Origin of the sequence: Thermasporomyces composti (assembly GCF_003386795.1) — a bacterium.
Classification (GTDB): Bacteria; Actinomycetota; Actinomycetes; order Propionibacteriales; family Actinopolymorphaceae; genus Thermasporomyces; species Thermasporomyces composti.
On sequence record NZ_QTUC01000001.1, the window covers coordinates 3,537,060 to 3,557,225 of the forward strand.

The 20,166-nt window shown below is 71.2% G+C and carries 21 protein-coding genes, 2 tRNA genes and 1 pseudogene; 13 read left to right on the forward strand and 11 right to left on the reverse strand.

Annotated features, from left to right (window positions below; all coding sequences use genetic code 11):
* Positions 1 to 13 precede the first annotated feature (13 nt).
* The 3 genes from DFJ64_RS15350 to rdgB are packed head-to-tail and all read left to right on the forward strand — an operon-like array spanning position 14 to position 2,828.
* Positions 14 to 1,396 carry an APC family permease gene (locus DFJ64_RS15350; protein ID WP_115851076.1) on the forward strand — a complete coding sequence of 461 codons (1,383 nt, stop codon included), beginning with the start codon at positions 14 to 16 and terminating at the stop codon, positions 1,394 to 1,396.
* Between the two features lie 9 nt (positions 1,397 to 1,405).
* Positions 1,406 to 2,149 (forward strand): ribonuclease PH, encoded by a 744-nt coding sequence (rph, locus tag DFJ64_RS15355; protein WP_115851077.1) that lies wholly within the window; start codon positions 1,406 to 1,408, stop codon positions 2,147 to 2,149.
* 58 nt (positions 2,150 to 2,207) lie between these two features.
* Positions 2,208 to 2,828, forward strand: coding sequence for an RdgB/HAM1 family non-canonical purine NTP pyrophosphatase (gene rdgB, locus DFJ64_RS15360; protein WP_245941160.1), 621 nt, complete (start codon positions 2,208 to 2,210; stop codon positions 2,826 to 2,828).
* A 12-nt stretch (positions 2,829 to 2,840) separates the two neighbouring features.
* Here rdgB and DFJ64_RS15365 read toward each other — a convergent pair whose 3' ends face one another.
* The 4 genes from DFJ64_RS15365 to bcp all read right to left on the reverse strand — a co-directional run bounded on the left by DFJ64_RS15365 (position 2,841) and on the right by bcp (position 6,150).
* On the reverse strand, positions 2,841 to 4,712 hold the full coding sequence (locus DFJ64_RS15365) for a glycosyltransferase family 39 protein (protein ID WP_115851079.1): 1,872 nt from the start codon (positions 4,710 to 4,712) through the stop codon (positions 2,841 to 2,843).
* Complete coding sequence (locus DFJ64_RS15370) at positions 4,676 to 5,362, reverse strand: glycosyltransferase family 2 protein (RefSeq protein ID WP_115851080.1); 687 nt, start codon at positions 5,360 to 5,362, stop codon at positions 4,676 to 4,678. The genes DFJ64_RS15365 and DFJ64_RS15370 overlap by 37 nt, the downstream gene beginning before the upstream one ends.
* Positions 5,363 to 5,477: 115 nt before the next feature.
* Positions 5,478 to 5,559, reverse strand: a tRNA-Leu gene (locus DFJ64_RS15375).
* A 117-nt stretch (positions 5,560 to 5,676) separates the two neighbouring features.
* Complete coding sequence (bcp, locus tag DFJ64_RS15380; RefSeq protein ID WP_115851081.1) at positions 5,677 to 6,150, reverse strand: thioredoxin-dependent thiol peroxidase; 474 nt, start codon at positions 6,148 to 6,150, stop codon at positions 5,677 to 5,679.
* A 191-nt stretch (positions 6,151 to 6,341) separates the two neighbouring features.
* Here bcp and DFJ64_RS15385 point away from each other — a divergent pair, with 191 nt between their 5' ends.
* The 5 genes from DFJ64_RS15385 (at position 6,342) to DFJ64_RS15400 (ending at position 9,463) form a co-directional block, all read left to right on the forward strand.
* Positions 6,342 to 7,049: an energy-coupling factor ABC transporter permease gene (locus DFJ64_RS15385; RefSeq protein ID WP_170152627.1), complete on the forward strand. Its 708-nt coding sequence runs from the start codon at positions 6,342 to 6,344 to the stop codon at positions 7,047 to 7,049.
* Positions 7,046 to 7,411, forward strand: a complete 366-nt coding sequence (locus DFJ64_RS19515) for a PDGLE domain-containing protein (RefSeq protein WP_170152628.1) — start codon at positions 7,046 to 7,048, stop codon at positions 7,409 to 7,411. Before DFJ64_RS15385 ends, DFJ64_RS19515 begins: the two co-directional genes overlap by 4 nt.
* A 1-nt stretch (position 7,412) precedes the next feature.
* Complete coding sequence (cbiQ, locus tag DFJ64_RS15390; protein ID WP_115851082.1) at positions 7,413 to 8,174, forward strand: cobalt ECF transporter T component CbiQ; 762 nt, start codon at positions 7,413 to 7,415, stop codon at positions 8,172 to 8,174.
* Positions 8,171 to 8,923 (forward strand): energy-coupling factor ABC transporter ATP-binding protein, encoded by a 753-nt coding sequence (locus tag DFJ64_RS15395; RefSeq protein WP_115851083.1) that lies wholly within the window; start codon positions 8,171 to 8,173, stop codon positions 8,921 to 8,923. The genes cbiQ and DFJ64_RS15395 overlap by 4 nt, the downstream gene beginning before the upstream one ends.
* Positions 8,924 to 9,163: 240 nt before the next feature.
* Positions 9,164 to 9,463 (forward strand): DUF3618 domain-containing protein, encoded by a 300-nt coding sequence (locus DFJ64_RS15400; protein ID WP_245941161.1) that lies wholly within the window; start codon positions 9,164 to 9,166, stop codon positions 9,461 to 9,463.
* A 93-nt stretch (positions 9,464 to 9,556) separates the two neighbouring features.
* Here the strand turns inward: DFJ64_RS15400 and DFJ64_RS15405 are convergent, their stop codons facing one another.
* Complete coding sequence (locus DFJ64_RS15405; protein WP_115851084.1) at positions 9,557 to 10,153, reverse strand: hypothetical protein; 597 nt, start codon at positions 10,151 to 10,153, stop codon at positions 9,557 to 9,559.
* A gap of 222 nt (positions 10,154 to 10,375) precedes the next feature.
* Here DFJ64_RS15405 and DFJ64_RS15410 point away from each other — a divergent pair, with 222 nt between their 5' ends.
* Together DFJ64_RS15410 and DFJ64_RS15415 are read left to right on the forward strand one after the other, a co-directional pair.
* On the forward strand, positions 10,376 to 10,699 hold the full coding sequence (locus DFJ64_RS15410) for a GroES family chaperonin (protein WP_115852138.1): 324 nt from the start codon (positions 10,376 to 10,378) through the stop codon (positions 10,697 to 10,699).
* Between the two features lie 168 nt (positions 10,700 to 10,867).
* Positions 10,868 to 12,022 carry an FUSC family protein gene (locus DFJ64_RS15415; protein WP_211310627.1) on the forward strand — a complete coding sequence of 385 codons (1,155 nt, stop codon included), beginning with the start codon at positions 10,868 to 10,870 and terminating at the stop codon, positions 12,020 to 12,022.
* Between the two features lie 48 nt (positions 12,023 to 12,070).
* Here DFJ64_RS15415 and DFJ64_RS15420 read toward each other — a convergent pair whose 3' ends face one another.
* Positions 12,071 to 13,522: a restriction endonuclease gene (locus tag DFJ64_RS15420; RefSeq protein ID WP_170152629.1), complete on the reverse strand. Its 1,452-nt coding sequence runs from the start codon at positions 13,520 to 13,522 to the stop codon at positions 12,071 to 12,073.
* Positions 13,523 to 14,068: 546 nt separating this feature from the next.
* Here DFJ64_RS15420 and DFJ64_RS15425 point away from each other — a divergent pair.
* Positions 14,069 to 15,964 carry a heavy metal translocating P-type ATPase gene (locus tag DFJ64_RS15425; protein ID WP_115851086.1) on the forward strand — a complete coding sequence of 632 codons (1,896 nt, stop codon included), beginning with the start codon at positions 14,069 to 14,071 and terminating at the stop codon, positions 15,962 to 15,964.
* 84 nt (positions 15,965 to 16,048) lie between these two features.
* On the opposite strand, the gene DFJ64_RS15430 is transcribed toward DFJ64_RS15425, so the two are convergent.
* The 3 genes from DFJ64_RS15430 to DFJ64_RS19965 form a co-directional block, all read right to left on the reverse strand.
* Positions 16,049 to 16,121, reverse strand: a tRNA-Lys gene (locus DFJ64_RS15430).
* On the reverse strand, positions 16,112 to 17,695 hold the full coding sequence (locus DFJ64_RS15435) for a phytoene desaturase family protein (RefSeq protein ID WP_115851087.1): 1,584 nt from the start codon (positions 17,693 to 17,695) through the stop codon (positions 16,112 to 16,114). The genes DFJ64_RS15430 and DFJ64_RS15435 overlap by 10 nt, the downstream gene beginning before the upstream one ends.
* Before the next feature lie 166 nt (positions 17,696 to 17,861).
* Positions 17,862 to 18,038, reverse strand: coding sequence for a hypothetical protein (locus DFJ64_RS19965; RefSeq protein WP_245941350.1), 177 nt, complete (start codon positions 18,036 to 18,038; stop codon positions 17,862 to 17,864).
* A 112-nt stretch (positions 18,039 to 18,150) separates the two neighbouring features.
* On the opposite strand from DFJ64_RS19965, the pseudogene DFJ64_RS19970 reads away from it, so the two are divergent.
* Positions 18,151 to 18,680, forward strand: a pseudogene (locus DFJ64_RS19970) (Mur ligase family protein).
* Positions 18,677 to 19,012: a glutamate ligase domain-containing protein gene (locus DFJ64_RS15450; RefSeq protein ID WP_211310628.1), complete on the forward strand. Its 336-nt coding sequence runs from the start codon at positions 18,677 to 18,679 to the stop codon at positions 19,010 to 19,012. The pseudogene DFJ64_RS19970 and the gene DFJ64_RS15450 overlap by 4 nt, the downstream one beginning before the upstream one ends.
* A gap of 133 nt (positions 19,013 to 19,145) precedes the next feature.
* Here DFJ64_RS15450 and DFJ64_RS15455 read toward each other — a convergent pair whose 3' ends face one another.
* On the reverse strand, positions 19,146 to 19,784 hold the full coding sequence (locus tag DFJ64_RS15455) for an NADPH-dependent F420 reductase (protein ID WP_115851088.1): 639 nt from the start codon (positions 19,782 to 19,784) through the stop codon (positions 19,146 to 19,148).
* A gap of 157 nt (positions 19,785 to 19,941) precedes the next feature.
* Positions 19,942 to 20,160 (reverse strand): hypothetical protein, encoded by a 219-nt coding sequence (locus tag DFJ64_RS15460; RefSeq protein WP_115851089.1) that lies wholly within the window; start codon positions 20,158 to 20,160, stop codon positions 19,942 to 19,944.
* Between the last annotated feature and the right edge of the window lie 6 nt (positions 20,161 to 20,166).

Here is a 20,166-nt window from a genome sequence, read left to right on the forward strand (position 1 = left end):
GGAGGGCGGAGCGATGTCGGGAACCGAGCCACCGCAGCGTCCGAACCGTTCGGCCCGGCTGCGCCGCGACCTCGGGACGTTCGACGCGGTGGTCCTCGGGCTCGGCTCGATGCTGGGCGCGGGGGTGTTCGTGGCGTACGCGCCGGCCGCGGCGGCCGCTGGCCCCGGGCTCCTGCTCGGCCTGGTCGTCGCGGGTGTCGTCGCCTACGCCAACGCGACCGCCTCGGCCCGCCTCGCGGCGCGGCACCCGGAGGCCGGCGGGACCTACGTCTACGGCCGACGGCGTCTGGGTGACTTCTGGGGATACCTCGCCGGATGGGGCTTCGTCGTCGGCAAGACCGCGTCCTGCGCCGCGATGGCGCTCACCGTCGCCCACTACGTCGCGCCCGCGTTCCTGCGCCCGGTCGCCGCCGGCGTCGTGGTCGCCCTGACCGCGCTCACCTACGCCGGCATCCGGAAGTCCGCCTGGCTGACCCGGGTCATCGTCGCGGTGACGCTCGGCGTGCTGACGTTCGTCGTCGTCGTCTGCCTCACGCTCCGGCCGGCCGACAGCGGGGACGCGGCGGCCGGGACGGAGCACGTCCCCCTCACGCTCGGCCAGGCCGGCACCTACGGGATCCTCCAGGCGGCAGGGCTGCTGTTCTTCGCCTTCGCCGGCTACGCCCGGATCGCGACGCTCGGGGAGGAGGTGCGCGACCCGGCCCACACGATTCCCCGCGCCATCACGCTCGCTCTGGGGATCGTCGTCGCGGTGTACGCGGCGGTCGGCGTGGCGCTGCTCGTCGCCCTCGGCCCTGCTCGGTTGGCGACGGTCGCGGCGCCTTTGGACGCCGCCGTGCGCCTCATCGGGCTCGAGGCGGCGGCACCCGTGGTCCGGGTCGGCGCCGCCGTCGCCGCGCTCGGCAGCCTGCTCGCGCTGCTCCTCGGCGTCTCCCGCACCGTGCTCGCCATGGCCCGGGACGGCCACCTGCCCCGGGTGCTCGACACCGTCCATCCACGCACCGGGGTGCCGCACCACGCCGAGATCGCGGTCGGGGCCTGCGTGCTGGTCGTCGCGGTCAGCGTCGACCTGCGGGGGGCGATCGGCTTCTCGTCGTTCGGCGTGCTCACCTACTACGCGATCGCGAACGCGTCGGCGTGGAGGCTCCGACCGGACGAGAACCCGCCGCCCCGCTGGCTCCCCGGTGTCGGCCTCGTGGGGTGCGTCGTGCTCGCCGCCACCTTGCCGGTGCGGTCGGTCGCCTGGGGCGCGGCCGTTCTGGGCGTCGGGATCCTGGTGTGGGCGGCGCGAAGGCTGGCTCGACGACCGAAGCCGGGAAAACGTCCCAGCCGGGAGAAGGGCCGCGCGAGGAGACTCCTGTCACGCCGCCGCGGCCGCGGGCGACCCCACGGGTAGGGTCGGACCATGACCAGAGTGGACGGTCGCGTCCCCGACGAACGACGCCCGGTCCGAATCACCCGTGGCTGGCTCGAGCACGCCGAGGGGTCGGCACTCATCGAGTTCGGCCGCACCCGCGTGCTCTGCGCCGCCAGTGTCACCGAAGGTGTGCCGCGCTGGCGCCGCGACACCGGCCTCGGCTGGGTCACCGCCGAGTACGCCATGCTGCCCCGCGCCACCACGACCCGCAGCGAACGCGAGTCGGTCAAGGGCCGGCTCGGAGGCCGCACGATGGAGATCTCCCGGCTGGTCGGCCGGTCGCTGCGCGCGGTCGTCGACGTGGCGGCCCTGGGGGAGAACACCATCGTGCTCGACTGCGACGTCCTCCAAGCCGACGGCGGCACTCGCACGGCAGCCATCACCGGCGCCTACGTCGCTCTCGTCGACGCGGTCCGCCACCTCGAACGGCAAGGCGTGCTGCAAGGCCAGGTGATCAAGGACTCGGTGAGCGCGATCTCGGTGGGCATCGTCGACGGCGTGCCGATGCTCGACCTGTGCTACGAGGAGGACGTCCGCGCCGAGACGGACATGAACGTCGTGATGACCGGCAGCGGTCGGTTCGTCGAGATCCAAGGCACCGCCGAGGGCGAGCCTTTCGACCGCAAGCAGTTGGACGACCTGCTCGACTTGGCGGCGGCCGGCTGTGCGGAGCTGGCCCGGGTGCAGGCCGATGCGCTGGCCGAGGAGCTCCCGGCGACGCCCGCTCGGTAACGGTGACGTCGCTCGGTCCAAGGCGTTCGACAAGGAGCGTTCGGTAAGGAGCGCGTTGGTGACGACGACCGTCCTGCTGGCGACCCACAACCGGAAGAAGCTCGACGAGCTCCGCCGGATCCTGCGTCCGCTCGTGCCCGACGTGAAGGTCCTCGGGTTGGACGACGTCCCGCCCTATGCCGAGCCGGCCGAGACCGAGCCGACGTTCGAGGGGAACGCCCGGCTCAAGGCTCAGGCCGCGGTAAGGCACACCAACCTGCCGTCGCTCGCGGACGACAGCGGCCTGTGCGTCGACGCCATGAACGGCATGCCTGGCGTCCTCTCCGCCCGGTGGGCGGGACGTCAGCCGGGCCGACCCCGTGAGTACGAGTTGCTGCTGGACCAGCTGGCGGACGTTCCCGACGAACGCCGGGGCGCCGCGTTCGTGGCGTCGGTCGTCCTCGTGCTGCCGGATGGCACCGAGCACGTCGCCGAGGGCCGGCTGACCGGCCGCATCGCCCGTGAGCCACGTGGCCAAGGTGGGTTCGGGTACGACCCGGTGTTCATCCCGGACGGCGAGAGCCGCACGCTGGCGGAGATGACGCCGGAGGAGAAGGACGCGATCAGCCATCGAGGCCGCGCTCTGCGGCGCATCGCGCCGATCCTCGCGAAGGCGGCCGCCGAACGGGCACGCGGGTAGCGCGTGGTGGTGTCACCAGGCCGGGAGGCCACGCGGGTAGGCGGGGTCGCCGGCCTTGCCGACCGGCGCGTAGACCAGGCAGCGGGCGGGGCGACGCTCCGCGGCCCCTCCCGGCATGACAGCCTGGACGGTGACCCGCCCACGCACGTGGTGCCAGACGACGTGGAAGCGTGACAGGAGCGGCGCGACGAGCGCGTACCGGCTGGGCACCCCCTGGTAGATGGGCACGACGTCGCCGGTCACCAACCAGATCCGGGGCGCGGTCGCCAGCACCTGGGGGAGAGGGCAGCGGTCCCGCTCGGTCGTGTCCGGTGAGGGCAGCGCGCGGAACGCCCGGTCGGTCGGCACGCCCAGTCGAGGGCCGTAGACCCGCACGGCCGCTCGGTCGCCCCCGCCCACCAGCAGGACGTCGCCCTCCTGCCACTTCTCCGCGACGAACGTCAGCGCGCTCCGGTAGTCGTCGACGCCGTAGAGGTACTCGAGGTCGTGCGTGAGCCGGGCGGGTGAGGTGAAGCAGCCGGCCACCACGACGGCCGCGGCGGTGGCGCCTGCGACACCGGCGGCGAGCCCCGGCGGCTTCACCCAGCGCCGCGCCCACCGGGCCACGCCCGCGGCGACCGTCTCGACGAGCACGCCCGGCAGCACCAGCAGACCGGGCACGCAGAACAACGCGAGCCGCCGTCCGAAGGGGTAGAAGCCGAGGACGCCGACCGTGTAGGCGGCGAGGAGCGGGAGTACGAGCAGGATCGCGGTCGCCGGCCGTCGACGCGCGGCGGCGGCGAAACCGGCGACGACGAGAAGCCACCCCCACGGGGTGGGGAAGCCGAGGACGTGGTGGGCGAAGTCGGCGAAGACGAAGCGGTGCCAGTCCAGCCACTGCCCGAGATCCGCCTCGCGGGGCCCCATGAAGCCCGCCCAATACGTGGTGAGGTCGCTGACCTGTCCGGTGAGGTGTCGGGCGTGCAGGGCGGCGCCCAGCACCGACGCCGCCGGCAACGCGAGCCGGGCCGCCAGGCGCGCCACTCCCACCTCGCGACGCCAGAGCTGGACGAGCGCGACCCAGCCCGCGAGGAACGGCGCGGTGAGCATGGCGGCGTGGGAGAACCACGGCAGGACGGCGAGCGCGAAGTACCAGACGTGCCACCGCGAGAGGCGCCACCGGCCGAGGCGGGGGCCGAGTCGCCTCCACCCACGACGCCGCTCGCTGCGTCCAGGGTGGTCGCTGCGTCCAGGGTGGTCGCTGTCGTTCCGCTGGTCGCTTCGAGACTCGTCGCCGTCCTCGGCTCGGTCGCTCGCCCGCTGATCGGTCCTCGCCGTGCGGTCACCCAGCATGTCGAGGCCGAGCAGGAGCAGCGCCGTGACGAGCAGGACGTCGCTGGCGTACTGCTTGGTCTGCGCGGTGTAGAAGACGAGCTGGGACAAGGTGGCCAGCAGCAGGAGGGGGACCAACGCCGCCCACCGGTGCCGCACGAGTCGGCAGGCGAGGACGGCGATGGCCGCGAGGGCGGCGCAGCCACTGACCAAGGCGACCAGGCGATAGGACTGCTCGCCGGTGCCGAGGACCCATGTGGTCGCTCGGACGAGGAGGAGCCAGCCCGGCGGCGCGGACTGCGCATCCGACAGCGGGCCGAGAAGCTCGGGGACCGAGTAGGCGTCCAGGCTCTGGACGAGCGCGAGCTCGTCGCGCCAGAAGGCGCGGTTCTGCCACCACAGGCCCACGCGCACCACGACCCCGGTGACGACGAGCAGGACGAGCGCGGCGGTGGCGGGGTCGAGGCGGGCGAGACGGCCCGTCGTTCGCTCACCAGCCGGTGCGCCCTCGGCTGGTGGGGATGGCCGCTCCTCGCTCAGCGTCCCGTCAGCCGGATGCGCAGCAGGATCCACAGCGCCTCGACTCCGTCACGCCAGGTCAGCTTCTTGCCCTCGGCCCGGGTGCGAGCGCGGTAGGAGATGGGGACCTCGTACGGACGGTAGCCGCGGTGGAGGAGCTTGCCGGTCAGCTCCGCCTCCATGCCGAAGCCACTCGAGCGGATGTCGAGGCGACGGTAGAGGGACAGTGGCAGGAGCTTGAAGCAGGTCTCGAGGTCGCGGATGTAGGTGTTGAAGAGCAGGTTGGCGAAGGTGGTCACCGCGCGGTTGCCCACGACGAACCAGAACGAGTACGACGTGTGGCTGGAGAAGGTGCGGGTGCCGTAGACGACCTCCGCCTCTCCCTTCAGCACCGGGGCGAGAAGCTTCGGAATGTCGTCGGGGTCGTACTCCAAGTCGGCGTCGCAGATCGTCATGTAGTCGCCGGTGGCGACATTGCTCGCGGTGCGAATAGCGGCGCCCTTGCCCCGGTTGACCGCGTGGCGGTGCACGACGACTCGAGGGTCGTCGAGGTTGTCGAGCATCTCGCCGGTGCCGTCGGTGCTTCCGTCGTCGACGACCACCACCTCGAAGTCGCAGGGGTAGTCGACGTCGAGAATCCGCTTCAGGGCGCGGTCAAAGGTCGCCGCCTCGTTGTAGACGGGCACCAGGATCGACAGCTTCACGGCGGGACTCCCCACGGGGTTGGCGGACCCGGCCAAGGGCCGAGACCCAAGGGCTAGGACTGCCGGGACACGGTCTCACGCGGACTCTCGAGCCACGCAACGCCGACGGGGAGCGTGCGAGAGGAGGGACTCGAACCCTCACGCCCGAGGGCACCGGATCCTAAGTCCGGCGCGTCTGCCAATTCCGCCACTCTCGCGTGTGACCCCGTCCGCGGCCGCCTAGTCTACGGCCACGAGTGGCCGCGCCGACCCGCCCCGAGCCGATCATGGAATCAGCTCGGAAGAGATCCACCGTCGCCCTGTCGGGCGCCCGGTCACAACCCGAGGTCGCGGCGAAGCTTCGCTACGTGTCCGGTCGCCCGGACGTTGTACTGTGCGAGCGCGATCGTCCCGTCCGGGTCGACGACGAAGGTCGACCGGATGACGCCGGTGATCGTCCTGCCGTACGACTGCTTCTCGCCGTAGGCGCCCCACTCCGAGAGCATCCGCTTGTCGGGGTCGGAGAGCAGGGGGAAGGTCAACCCCTCCTTCTCGCGGAACGCCTTGAGCTTGGCGGGCGAGTCGGGTGAGACCCCGAGCACGGCGTAGCCGGCCGCCTGGAAGCTCTCCAGCGAGTCCCGGAAGTCGCATGCCTGCTTCGTGCACCCCGGGGTCATGGCCGCCGGGTAGACGTAGACGATCACCTTCCGGCCGCGGTAGTCGGACAGGCGGACCGTCGTGCCGTCGGCGTCGCTGAGCTCGAAGTCGGGCGCGGGGTCGCCGGGACTGAGCCGAGGGGTGGGTGCCACGGATCCTCCAGAGCGGTGCTGGTCGTGCCACGGGGCACGCGGCGGTCGACGACCCCCATCATCCCCCACCGGCAGTCGCCCACCGATCTGAGAGGCTCCTTGATCGTCTTATTGCACATTCCTTGCATGTAAGAATGTCTGGCAAATAGCTACACGACGGCAGCCGTCGTCCCGCAGGGGAGGAGCGAGCGGTGCACGTACCTGACGGATTCCTCGACGTCCCCACCTCGGTGGCCACCGGCGTCGTCGCGGCGGCCGCGATCGGCGTCTCGCTCCGAGGGGCCCGCCGCGAGCTCGACGACCGGACCGCGCCGCTGACCGGCCTGGTCGCGGCGTTCGTCTTCGCCGTCCAGATGCTCAACTTCCCCGTCGGCGCCGGCACGAGCGGCCACCTCCTCGGCGGCGCGCTCGCCGCCGTCCTCGTCGGGCCCTGGACGGGCGTGCTGTGTATGAGCGTGGTCCTCCTCGTCCAGGCGCTGTTCTTCGCCGACGGCGGGATCACCGCGCTCGGCACCAACGTGGTGCTCATGGGCGTGCTCACCGTCGCCGCGGGCTGGCTCGTCTTCCGGCTGGCGCTCCGCCTGCTCCCGGCCCGGCGGTCCTCGACGGTCCCCGCGTCCTTCGTGGCCGGCCTGATCTCGGTGCCGGTCTCCGCGCTGGGGTTCGTCGCGCTCTACGCGGTCGGCGGCACGGCCGACATCTCCCTCGCGGCTCTGGCCACCGCCATGCTGGGGTGGCACGTCCTCATCGGCCTGGGCGAGGCGGCCATCACGGCGGCCACGGTCGCGACCGTCCTCGCCGTCCGTCCCGACCTCGTCTACGGCGCGCGGAAGTTCCTCGCCGGCCAGGAGCTCACCATTCGCACCGGTCCCGTCGTGTCCAAGGAGGTCAGCTCGTGAAGACGCCGGTTCGGACCACGACGCTCCTCGTGGCTGGGTTGCTGGTCAGCCTGGCGCTCGCGGGCCTCGTGAGCTACTACGCCTCCGCGAGCCCTGACGGCCTGAACCGAGTGGCTGAGGATCTCGGCTTCCACGTGACCGAGAAGGAGAGCGCCACCGCCGGCTCGCCCCTCGCCGACTACGGCGTCGCCGGTGTGGACAACGCCTTCCTCTCCGGCGGGCTCGCCGGTGTCATCGGCGTGCTTCTCGTCCTGGCTGTCGGAAGCGGGCTCGCCTACGCTGTGCGCCGGCGCGAACGCGCGTCCGCGCCGGCGACGGAGCGCCAGCCAGAGGAGGCCGAGGAGGCGGGACGAGGACGCTGAGGTGACGCACGGGCTCACTCATCGGCTCTATGTGGACCGGGACTCCCCGGTCCACCGGCTGCCGGCGGAGTGCAAGATCGCGGCTGTCCTCAGCTTCGTGCTCGTCGTCGTGGCGACACCGCCCACGGAGTACGCGGCGTTCGCCTGCTTCGCTCTGCTGCTGGTCGCGGTCACCGCCCTCGCCCGCGTCCCTCTCCGCGTGGTGGTGCCGAGACTCGTCGTCGAGACACCCGTCGTCGTCTTCGCGCTGCTCCTGCCGTTCGTCGCCGAGGGACGCCGGACCGAGGTGATCGGCCTGTCGCTGTCGGTGTCCGGGCTCCTGTCGAGCTGGAACGTCGTGGCCAAAGCCACGGTGGGCGTGCTCGCGTCGATCCTGCTGGCCGCGACGACCAGCCAGCGAGACCTGCTCGTCGGGCTCCAGCGGCTCAAGGTCCCGGCCCTCGTTGTCCAGATTGTCGCGTTCATGGTGCGCTACATTGACGTGATCGCCGACCAGATGGCGCGAATGCGTCTCGCCCGGGCGGCCCGCGGCTTCGTCCCGCGGGGACCCCGGTCGTGGCCTGTCCTCGCGCGGTCGGCTGGAGCGTTGTTCATCCGCTCCTTCGAGCGAGGCGAGCGCGTCCACCTCGCGATGCTGTCCCGCGGCTACACGGGAGCACTACCGGAGCTCTCAGGCCAGCGAGGAACGCTCAGGGCCTGGGCCTCTGCCGCTGCCCTCCCTCTCGCCGCCGTCGTCACCCTCGCCGTCTCGGTGGCGCGATGAGCGATCCCGTCGTCCAGGTCACCGGCCTCGCCTACGCCTACCCCGACGGCCACCAGGCCCTCTACGGCGTCGACCTCACCGTCGGGCGGGGGGAGCGGGTGGCCCTGCTCGGACCGAACGGAGCCGGCAAGACGACGCTGGTGCTCCACCTCAACGGCATCCTCACCCCGGGACGGGGATCGGTCCGGATCGACGGGCTGGAGGTGCGGGACGAGAACCTCCGCGAGGTCCGGCGGCGCGTCGGGGTGGTGTTCCAGGACCCCGACGACCAGCTGTTCATGCCCACCGTCTGGGACGACGTCGCCTTCGGGCCGGCCAACCTCGGCCTGCGCGGCGCCGAGCTCGACGTTCGGGTGCGGGAAGCACTGCGCCTGGTCGGCATGGAGGAGCACGCCGAGCGCCCGCCCCACCACCTGTCGTTCGGCCAGCGGCGTCGGGTGGCAGTCGCGACCGTGTTGGCGATGGAGCCGTCGATCCTTGTCCTCGACGAGCCGTCGAGCAACCTGGACCCCGCCAGCCGGAGGGAGCTGGCTGAGATCCTACGCCGGCTCGACGTGACCGTGCTCCTCGTCACCCACGACCTGCCGTACGCGCTGGAGCTGTGCGAGCGGGCGGTCGTCCTCGACGAGGGTCGCGTCGTGGCCGATGGTCCCACCGCGGCGATCCTCGCGGACGCTGACCTCATGGCCGCGCATCGCCTGGAGCTGCCGTACGGCTTCGACCCCCGGTTCGCGACGCGCGACCGCTGAGCAGACCGCCGCCCGTCCTGCGGCTTGACTCCGCTCACGGCTCAGGGTCCGGCCCCGTGCGACGTGCGTGGCGGGACGTCCCTGGTGTCCGGGCCGCGTGGCTTCGTCCGGTCTGGAGTCGGTGGAAGTCAGCGACGAGCGAGCCCCGCGCCAGGCGGATCTGAAACACTGAGGTGATCACATTCGGCGTGCTGGGTGGCCGTGCTGGTGGTATGGGCAGCGCGATCGGAAGGGGTCATCGTGGGCGACACGACGAGGCGGGCGATTCCGGAGCAGAAGCGACCCTCCGAGGACAACCGGACGCCGCAGGAGATCGAGGCCGACTTGGCGGAGACCCGGGAGCGGCTGGCGGCCACCGTCGACGCCCTGGTGCAGCGTGTCCAACCGAGAGAGCTGGCCTCGCGCGGGGCGCAGCGAGCGAAGCTGACGGTCATGACACGGGACGGTCAGCTCCGGACCACGCGCGTCGTGGTGGCCGTGGCAGTGGCCGTCGCGGTGGTGGGCGTCATCGTCCTGAGGAAGCGCCGCGGCCGTTCCTAGGCGAGCCGCTCCGGTGGGCGGCCCGGGTGCGCCGCCTCGGTGTCGCCTCGGGAGGTGAGCCACTTCGGCCCAACGCTCCCCCGCTGGTCGCGTTCAGCCCGTCGGCCGTCGGCGCCGGCGCCACAGCCACCAGGCGCCGGTCGCGAGGACACCGATCCCGGCGATGCCGGCGGTCCATGGCCACTGTCGCGCGGTGACCGACGGGGGTGCCGGATCGGAGGCCGGTATCCGTGCGAGCATCCGCCGAATCTCCGCCGTCACTGGACCCGTGCCGTTGCACCGGTGAGCGGCGAGCTGCCCCTCGGCGGGAGTCGGGTCGGTGCCGTCCGTGGAAGCGAACACGACGAACGGCTCGGAGCCCTCGAGGTCGAGACCACAGGCTGTGCTCTGGGCGTGGGAGACCACCTCCTGCCGCCGTCGCACCTCTCCCTTGTAGACCTCGCTCACCTCGAAGGTCCACACCGCCGTGTCGCTGCCGAGGGACGTGAACCAGGGGCGCTTGACCTCCACGACCTGTCCGATGAAGACAGCATCGGCGCGCTCGAACGCCTCCGACGCGGACGGTTGCCCGCAATCGCACGCGCACGCCGCGTCGGGCGTCGCGACGAGGGTCCCGGCGGCGCACAGCGTGATGACGAGGGCGGTCGTGACGCGCCGGACGAGGCGTGCGAGCCCGCGCCAACGGTCCATGACACCTCCACGAACGTCTCGGCTCTCCCGCACAGACGCGCAGAGGACCCCCGCGGGTTGAACGACGCGCAGGCGATCCGGCCAGTCGTCGCCGTGCGAATGACCACGGTTCGTCACCGTGTCGGCGGGGTTGGCGACATTCGCGAGGCCCGGCCCCCCTTGGCGGGACGCCGGCCGGCCGCCGTACCCTCTCACAACGTGACCGACACGCCGACCGGACGGATGAGCACCGAGAAGCTGCCGATCCGGATGTTGCACGACCGAGTTCTCGTCGTCGTCGACGCCGAGACGGGTGAGCGTCGATCGTCGGCGGGGATTGTCATCCCTGCGACGGCGAAGATGGGCAAGCGGCTCGCCTGGGCGAGGGTGGTGGCGATCGGGCCCCACGTGCGGACCATCGTCGTCGGCGACAGGGTGCTGTTCGATCCGGAGGACAGGGCCGAGATCGAACTGCACGCGCAGGAGTACATCCTGCTCCGGGAACGCGACATCCACGCGGTGGCGTCGGAGCGCCTGGAGGACGACCAGACCGGCCTCTACCTGTAGCACGGATCTCCTCGTCGCGGCCGCTCGTCTCGCGTTCGGGCACGACGTCACCAAGACTCCGCCGCCGGGTGAGGAGGCCGGGCGGTGGCTTTTCGTGTCGGGCTTTCCCTGTCCGGCTTCCCGTGTTCGGCTCCCTGGGACGAGGCTCGGCGTGCAACCCTGCAGGTGATGGCACGTCGACGGCAGGGTGCGACCGGACTCGCACGGCGGATCGACGAGGCCGCGCGGCGTTACGAGCCTTCGATGGCGACGCGGCTTCAGGCCCTGACGTCCAGCCTCTTCCCGATTGTGCAGTGCGCGCTCGCCGCGGCGCTCGCGTGGTTCGCGGCGGCCAGGCTGGTCGGTCACGACCAGCCCTTCTTCGCGCCGATCGCCGCGGTCATCTCCCTGGGCGTCTCCTTCGGGCAACGCTTGCGGCGGTCGATCGAGCTGGTCATCGGCGTCGCGCTCGGCATCCTCATCGCCGACCTGCTCATCCGTCTCATGGGACGCGGAACCTGGCAGATCGGCCTGGTCGTGGTGCTGGCGATGGCCGCCGCGGTCCTGGTGGGCGGCGGCCCGCTGCTGGTCAACCAGGGAGCGGTGTCGGCCGTCCTCGTCGTGGCGCTGGCGACGGGTGCCGGCGGGCCGACTCGCTTCGTCGACGCGGTCATCGGTGGCGGTGTCGGCCTTCTGGTCAACGCCGTCCTGCTGCCGGTCAACCCGATCTCCGTCGCGCGCCGGGCAGCGAACCGGACGTTGAGTGCGCTGGCGGCTCGACTGGACGAGCTGGCCAGCGTCCTCGAGGCGGGCGACGTCCAGCGAGCGAAGGCGGCCTTGGCCCGAGCACGACAAAGCGACAGGTCGACGCGGGAGTTCCGGGACGCGACGACGGCGGGAACGGAGATCGCGCGGATCGCTCCGCTGCGCTGGCGGACCCGCCGACACGTGGCGATGTACGACCAAGCGGTCGCACACGTGGAGTTCGCGTCCCGCAACGTGCGGGTCCTCGCCAGGCGCGCCGTGGCGGCGCTGCGTGCCGGGGAACCAATTCCGGAACGACTGCCGTCCGCGCTGCGCCAGCTGGCGGCAGCGGCCCGGGCCATGCGTGAGGAGCTCGCGCGGGGACAGGAGCCGGTCCGGGCGGGGGAGGGCGCACTGGAAGCGGCGCGGGAGGCGACCGCCACGATCGGGGAGGGCGGCTTCTCGACCGACGTGATCGTGGCCCAAGTCCGCTCCATCGCGCACGATCTGCTGCGTGCTTCCGGCTTGCCCTGGGACGAGGTGGTCGAGCTCATGGCCGAGCCCGAGCAGCTGCGACATCGCCACGGCAGCCAGCTGTGACGTCACTGGGCCGCCGTGTCGAGACCGCAGGGACGCCCAACCGAAACGTCAGCGCTCGACCGCGGACGTGGTCGTCGAAGCTCCGGCGACAGCGGACGGGCCAGGGGCATCCGCCGGCTCGATGCGCACAGGCAGGTCGTGCTTGTGGCACAGGGCGCGGACGGCGTGGGCGTCATACAGCCGCAGTGGCCGCCCGTGGGCGTACTCGAACGCCTGTGGGTGGAGGCCGTTCGTGGTGAGCAGGATGCCTGCGTTGGCGCGTTCATGGCGGACCGCCGACTGCAGCGCTCGCACCTGCGACACGTCCAGCATCCCAGTCGCGCGCCGGACGTGGACGACCGTGCGTTCCTCTCCCGACGAGGTCGTCCGACTGGCGAGGTACTCGCCGGAGGACTCGAGCTGTGCGACCGTGTAGCCCATCCGCTCCAGCAGCCGCTCCATGAGGCGGTTGACGTCCTCGATCGGCGCGGTCCACAGGTTGGGCGCCCGGGTCGGTGGTGGTGGGGTGAGGGTCGGGTCCGCGAGCTCGTACGGAAGGACGGGAGTGACCCCGGCGTACTCGTCGGGATAGGCGGAGATCACACCTCCGCAGTGCTTGCGGATCGTCTCCACGGCGTCGTCGATGTTGGTGAGGTTGAGCCGTGCGAAGTGTCGACGGGAGATGCTCATGCTGATGAGGCACGTGCCGCTGGCGTCGGCGGTCCCGGTCGCCGGCTGGACGCCGGACCGTGCCGCTCCATCGTCCGGGACCACGCCATTGAAGACCAGCGTCTCGACCAGCGACGCGGGATCGGACCCGAACGCCACGAACGCCGCCCGCAGCGCCAGTTGGGCAAGCACGTCACGGTAGATGGCGCGGACCTCAGCGATCGATCGCCACTTGTGGACACCGACGGAGTCCGTCGCCTTGTTGTAGCGGAACTCCTTCTCCCGGGGCACGATGTCGGCCTTCGGCACCTGCCACTCGATGAGGAGCAGCTTGGACTCTGGCACGTAGGCGAAACGCCGACCGGTGGGGAAGCCACGGTCGACGATCGGCTCGAAGACCCGTGCGTAGTACTCGCTGACGCCTTGCCGGTCGCCGGCGAAGACCCGTTCACGGAAATGGTCGATCTCCGCGTTGTGTCGGCGAAGCATCTCCAGTTCCGCGGCCCGGGTCGTCTCGTACTCGCGTCGCCGCTCTTCGACTCGGCGTTCCCGCGCGGCCTCCTCGCTGCGGTAGCGTTCGAGGGCTTTGGCGAACGCTTCTTCCGCCTCGGCCAGGCTGGGTTGCCGTCGCGATGGGAACGGGAGCAGGCGTCGGATCAGACTGACGGGCTTGGGGGCGTACTCCTCCCACTTCGGAACGGGGAGGGGAGTGGCGTCGCTTCCGAGGTCGATCTCCGGCAGTTTGCGTTTCGCCTGCTCGAAGTCGAAAGGCTGGACCCCCCGTGAGACCGCCGCGTGGAGCAGGACACGAAGCCGTTGGACTTTCAGGTCGACCTTCTCAGTCTGAACCACCGCATTCTCAGTCAGCTCTTGAACGCGTAACAGGTGGCGTTGGAACTCGCGTTCCTCCTGGCCCCTGTCTGTCGCGGACTTCTTTCGTCGCACGGCTCGGCCCCTTCCCATGAAGCGGACAACCTGGACGAGACGTCGTGGGAGTCGGTGGCGGTCGGGTCGAGGGCAGGGCGTGCTCACGGGCGCCCGTCGTGTGGGCGGAGGACGAACGCGCACTCGATGTGGTGGTGATGCGAGGCGGGCGACAAGCGTACTGGCGTCGTGACGCGCGCGACGTGCAGCGATATGAGCCCGTGCCGCGATATGAGCCACGGTGGTGGCGACTGCGTCTCATCGGGGCGCCTCCGGGGATCTCCAGGCGTCCGATCACGCTCGGTTCGTATCTTGTAACATGTCGCTCCTACCCAGGCCAAGAGCGCGTATCGCAGGTCGAACGCGCCGTGGTGGGGCGCCCTCGCCGTCTGAGTGCTCTTCTCCAGAATCCTGAGCGCTCTCACCAGCAAATGTCGCGGTGAAGCGGGGTTCGGTGGAGGGTAGAGGATTTGGGTGACCATCGTCCCGGGCGTCGTGCGCTATCCGGTGGTCTGGCTGACGATCGTCGTTGGGCTGGCGGTTCTCGTGCTCACCGCCGTGGGTCTGCCCGAGGTGGGGAGATGGACCGCTACGGCGTACGTCGCCGGGATCATCGGCTGGGCAGGCGTCGGCATGGTCAAGGCGGCTCTGCGCGGCCGGTGGGGAATCGATGTCCTGGCCATCATGGCGATGGTCGCCACGTTGGCCGTCGGCGAGTACGTCGCCGCCCTCATCGTGGTGTTGATGCTGTCCGGCGGACACGCCTTGGAGGAGTACGCCGAGCGTCGCGCCAAGCACGACCTCAGCGCGTTGCTCGACCGCTCCCCGCGGATGGCGCACGTCGTCACGGCCGCGCCGGACGGTTCGCGGGTCTACCGCGACGTTCCAGTCACCGAGGTTCGCCCGGGTGACGTCTTGCTGGTCCGCCCGGCGGAAATCGTGCCAGTCGACGGCGAGCTCTTGTCCGACACTGGCACGTTCGACGACTCGTCGTTGACCGGCGAGAGCCTACCCGTCGTCCGAGAACGCGGCGAGGACGTGTACTCCGGGTCGGTCAACGGCGAGCGCGCGGTGCGAGTTCGCGCTTTGCGCTCGAGCGCTGAAAGCCAGTACCAGCAAATCGTCGAACTGGTGAAAGCTGCGCAGGAGTCCCGGGCGCCTGTGGTCAGGCTGGCCGACCGATTCGCAGTTCCATTCACGGTGGTGTCGCTGGCTATCGCAGGCGCCGCCTATCTCATGTCGCACGATGTCGTACGGATCGCGGAGGTCCTCGTCCTCGCGACGCCTTGCCCCCTTCTCATCGCGGCGCCTGTGGCGTTCCTGGGTGGAATGTCGCGCGCGTCGAGAGCCGGCGTCATCGTGAAGGGCGGGGGCGTGCTCGAGCTTCTCGCCCGCACCCGATCCGCGGCGTTCGACAAGACCGGCACACTCACCCAGGGCAATCCCGACGTCGTGGACATTCGTGCCCGCTCCGGCTTCGACGCCTGTGACCTGCTGTCCTTCGCCGCGTCAGCCGAGCAGTACTCCACGCATGCCTTCGCCGGAGCGATCGTCCGCGCCGCCACCGAGCGAGGTGTTCCCGTGCGTTCGGCACGGGAGGCCCGTGAGGAAGCCACGAATGGTGTGGTCGCGGACGTCGAGGGACGTGAGGTGGCCGTCGGGAAGCGCGCCTTCGTCGAGGCGGTCGCGGGGCCGATCGGCCCGGAGCCGGTCGGGGCCGGCCACGCCACCGCGTTCGTCGCGATCGACGGCACCTACGCCGGTGTGCTCGTCCTGGCCGACCAGATCAGGCCCGAGGCGCCCGCTGTCGTGTCCTGGCTGCGGGATCACGACGTTCGCCGCGTCGCCATGCTGACCGGCGACAGCGCGGGCACGGCTCAGGGCATCGCCGCGCAGGTAGGCATCACCGAGGTCCACGCCGAGCTGCTCCCCACGGACAAGGTGGACCTGGCGACGGCGATGACGCCGCGCCCCACCTTGGTCGTCGGTGACGGGGTCAACGACGCCCCGGTCCTGGCGGCGGCCGACGTCGGTGTCGCGATGGGAGCCCGCGGGTCGACGGCGGCCGGCGACGCCGCGGACGTGGTGCTGCTGCGGAACTCCCTCGACGGTGTCGTCGACGCTCACGCGGTGAGCCGCCGCACGCTGCGGGTCGCGCGCCAGTCGATCTGGATCGGTGTCACGCTCAGCGTCGGCCTCATGCTCGTCGCAACCACCGGAGCGATTCCCGCGGTGGCCGGCGCGCTCATCCAGGAGCTGGTCGACCTCGCCACCATCCTGAACTCGCTCCGCGCCCTGCGCGGGCCGACGCCCTTCCGGCCGACGGCTGAACCGCCGTCCTCCACGTCTCTCGCGGCGACCGCGAGCTAGCTGGCCGGACGGCTGGTCACCTCGCCACGAGGCAGGTGCACCATCGCCTCTGACCTGTCATTTCCGCAGGCCAGAGGCGGTTTGTGCGCCGCCAGGGACTCGAACCCCGAACCCGCTGATTAAGAGTCAGCTGCTCTGCCAGTTGAGCTAGCGGCGCTCGGCCTCCGGAATGCTAGCAGTGCCCCTCCCAGCGACGAAATCGAGGACCGCCTTCGCCGCGTTGTGGCCCCCGATCCCGCTGACCCCGCCGCCTCGCCGGGCCCCGCTGCCACAGATCAGCAGGTTCGGCACGGCGGTCTCGACACCCCACGTCCCCACCTCGTCCTCGGCCTCGGCCCACGGCCAGGCGAGGTCGCCGTGGAAAATGTGGCCGCCCGGCATCCCGATCGAGCTCTCGATGTCGAGGGGACTCCGCACCTCCAGGCACGGTCGGCCGTCGGCGTCGCGGGCGAGGCAGTCCTCGATGGGCTCCTCGAGGTAGGCGTTGAGGGCGGAGAGGCAGGCCTGGGCGGCCTTGTCCCGTTGGTCGGGATCGTCGAACAACCGCGCCGGCGTCTGCAGGCCGAAGAGCGTCACGGTGTGCCAGCCCTGCTCGACGAGCTCTGGGGCGAGGATGCTCGGGTCGGTGAGGGTGTGGCAGTAGAGCTCGCTCGGCATCCGGCTCGGGAGCTGACCCGCGGCCGCCTCGTCGTAGGCCTGCCGCAGCGCCGTGTAGCCCTCGTCGATGTGCAGGGTGCCCGCGAAGGCCTGCGCGGGGTCGACTCCCGAGCGGAACCTGGGCAGCCGGGTGAGCAGCAGGTTGATCTTGATCTGGCACCCCTCGGGGACGTGCTCCGGTGTGCGGCCGAGAAGCCGATCGAGTGTGGCCGGGGCCACACCCGCCAGGACGTACGCCGCGGAGACGGCCTCGTCCTGCTCGTTCGCCACATAGCGGACCTCAGCGGAGCGACCGTCGGTGTCGATGCGGATGACCTTCGCGCCGGTGCGCAGCGTCGCGCCCGCCGAGCGGGCGGCCCGGGCCAGTTCGTCCGTCACCGCGCCCATGCCGCCGACCGGCACGCGCCACTCACCGGTGCCGTTGCCGATCACGTGGTAGAGGAAGCAGCGGTTCTGCCGCAGCGACGGGTCGTGGGCGTGGGTGAAGGTTCCGATGAGCGCGTCGGTCAGGACCACGCCTCGCACGGTGTCGTCTCGGAACGCCTCCTCGATCGCCACGCCGACCGGTGTCGCGACGAAGCGTTCCCACGTCTCTGCGCCCACCAGGGCGCGCATCTCGTGGGCCGGCCGGAGTGGCTCCAGCATCGTCGGGGCGAGGGTGCGGGCCATCGCCCCGAGCTCGCCGTAGAAGCGTCGCCAGGCGGCGTACTCCGTGTCTCCGCCGGTGAGCGCTCGAAACGACGCCTCGGTCGCCGGTCCCGGGTCGCGTTCGACGAGCAGGCCGGTGTGCGCCCCATGCCGGATGACGGGTGTGTAGGAGGCGACCGCTCGGGATGCCAGCCTGACCTTGAGTCCGAGGTCGGCGACGATCTGGTCGGGGAGCAGGCTGACCAAGTAGGAGTACCGCGACAACCTGGCGTCCAGCCCGGGGAAGACACGCTCGCTCACCGCTGCTCCGCCGATGTGGTCGAGACGTTCCAAGACCAGCACCGACAGGCCGGCCTTGGCCAGGTAGGCGGCCGCGACCAGGCCGTTGTGCCCGCCGCCGACCACGACCGCGTCGTATCGCTCCATAGCCGCGAGCCTACGTGGGGCACGCCGGCGCGTCGCGTGCTCGAGACTGGGGCAGGTTCGCCACGGACGCGGTCGAGCAGGCCCGGTCGAGACGTCGCCCGAGGCGGGAGATGATCACCGTCAAGGACATCCTGGCCGTTCTTCCCGACGACGCGCGAGCTGTGCGTCAGCTCGCCCTCGACGACGTCGTGACGGGCGTGCAGGTGGACTCCCGGCGGGTCACCTCGGGCGCGGTCTTCGTCTCCTTGGCGAAGGTGCCGACGGCTCGAGTCGCCCACATCGCCCAGGCGCGCGCCGCCGGCGCGACCGCTGTGATCGGACCGCCGGGGTCGGATGCGGACATCCACGTCACCGATCCCGCGGCCGCCGCGGCGGCGGTGGCGTGCGCGTTCTACCGCTACCCGGCACGGAAGCTGTCGGTCGTCGCGGTCACCGGCTCCAACGGCAAGAGCTCCGTGAGCTACGCGCTGGGCGGTGTCCTGCGGACGCTGGGCGCCAGGGTGGGGGTGATCGGCACGATCGGCATCTCCGTGGACGGCGTGGAGCTGGATGTCGAGCGGCGCACGCCGACCACGCCGGAGTCGGTCGATGTCCAGAGCCTCCTCCGTCGGTTCGCCGACGGCGGCGTGACGCACGTGGTGGTGGAGGCGTCCTCGATCGCGCTCGCCGAGCGGCGGTGGCCAACGCCGACGATCCCGTCGGCCGCCGGATCGAGCGGCGCTGGAACGCCCGCACGTTCGCGCTGCGGTCGGACGCCGAGCTCGTCGCCACCGACCTACGGCGAAGGGTCGACGGGACGGTGTTCGTCGTGCACGCGGACGGTCAGGCGGTGCCGGCGTCGGTGCGCGGGTTCGGCGAGTTCAGCGTCTCCAACGCGCTGGCCGTCCTCGCCACGGCGGTCGAGCTCGGCGTCCCACTCGACGACGCGGTGCGCCGTTGGCCGCGCAGCTGGGTCCGCCGGGCCGGATGCAGGTGGTGCCGGTGAACCGGCCGTACACGGTGGTGGTGGACTACGCGCACAGCCCGGACGCCTTGGAGCAGGTGCTGCGGACACTGCGCACCGGCGCGACGGGTCGCCTCGTGACGGTGTTCGGCTGTGGCGGGGACCGGGATCGCGCCAAGCGTCCGGCCATGGGACGGATCGCGGCCGAGCTGTCCGACCAGGTCGTCGTCACCAGCGACATCCTCGGACGGAGGATCCGCTGCGGATCATCGGCGACGTCCTCGCCGGCACGACGGCGCGCGGACCGCGTTCACGCGATCCCCGACCGCGCCGAGGCGATCGCGCACGCCATGGCCACGGCCCGCCCGGGGTGACCTCATCCTCATCGCCGGCAAGGGCAGCGAGCCCTGCCAGATCGTCGGCGACACGAAGGTGCCGTACAGCGATGAGGCCACGGTGCTCTCGCTCGCGTCGGACGGGTGAGCCGGCGCGCCGGGACCGGCCCGGTCAGCAGACGATCTTGAGCGCGCTGGCGAACCCGGTGCCGAGCGTGAACTGCGCGCTGATGTGCAGGAAGGCCGCCGCCTCGAGGAAGCGCGCGCGGCTCAACGGACCCGCGTCGATCGGGCGCATCCCGCCGGACTCCACCAGGCTGGCCACGGTGGCTTTGGCCTCCGCGTCGTCGCCGGCGAGGAAGACGTCCAAGGGCATGCCGGCGACCTGCCCAGTCAGCAGCGTGCCGGCGAAGGTGGTGTTGAACGCCTTGACGATGCGCGCACCAGGGTCCGCGGCCTTGGCGATCTCCTCCGCCGCCGAGCTGTCGGCGGGTGTGAGGAGGCCGTCGTAGCTGGACTTGATCGGGTTGGTCACGTCGATGACGGTCAGCCCGTTGAGCTGGTCGCCGTACTGCTTGACCAGCCCGAGCGTCGCGACGTAGGGGACGGCGAGGACCACGACAGAGCCCAGCAGGGGGTCGCCGATCGTTCCCGCCGAGACCCGGCCCTCGGACGCGCTGCGCAGCTCGTCCACCAGGATGGCGGACTGGCCGGCATCCCTGTCCAGGATGTGCACCTGGTGGTTTCCCACCAGCAGACGGGTCGCGATCCCTCGAGCCATGTTGCCCGCGCCGAGAATGGTCACCTGCACCAGCGGACCTCCCGTCAGGAGACATCGGCCTGCCAACCCTGCGCATACCCAAGCCCCGACGACGGGGAACGAGGCGAGGATTCCGCCGTACCGACGTCACCGCCTGCGACCGCTCGCGCGGTTGTGTCAGCCAGCCGTTGTGTCAGCCAGCTTCGAGTCAGGCAGCGTGTGATCGGTGAGCGCAGTGGGTACCGACCACCTGGTCCTTCGCTGGCTCGGCGTGGCCGGCGAGCCGCTTGGCCACGTCTTCGAGGACACCGAGCAAGCCGGGTGGTTCGGCAAGGTCGTCAAGCTGGCCTTGCGTCGCGTCCATCGCGGCGGTGGCGAGGGAGCGGATCGCGCTGGCGCTCTGGTGGAGCAGCGTGAGCGATCGCACATCGAC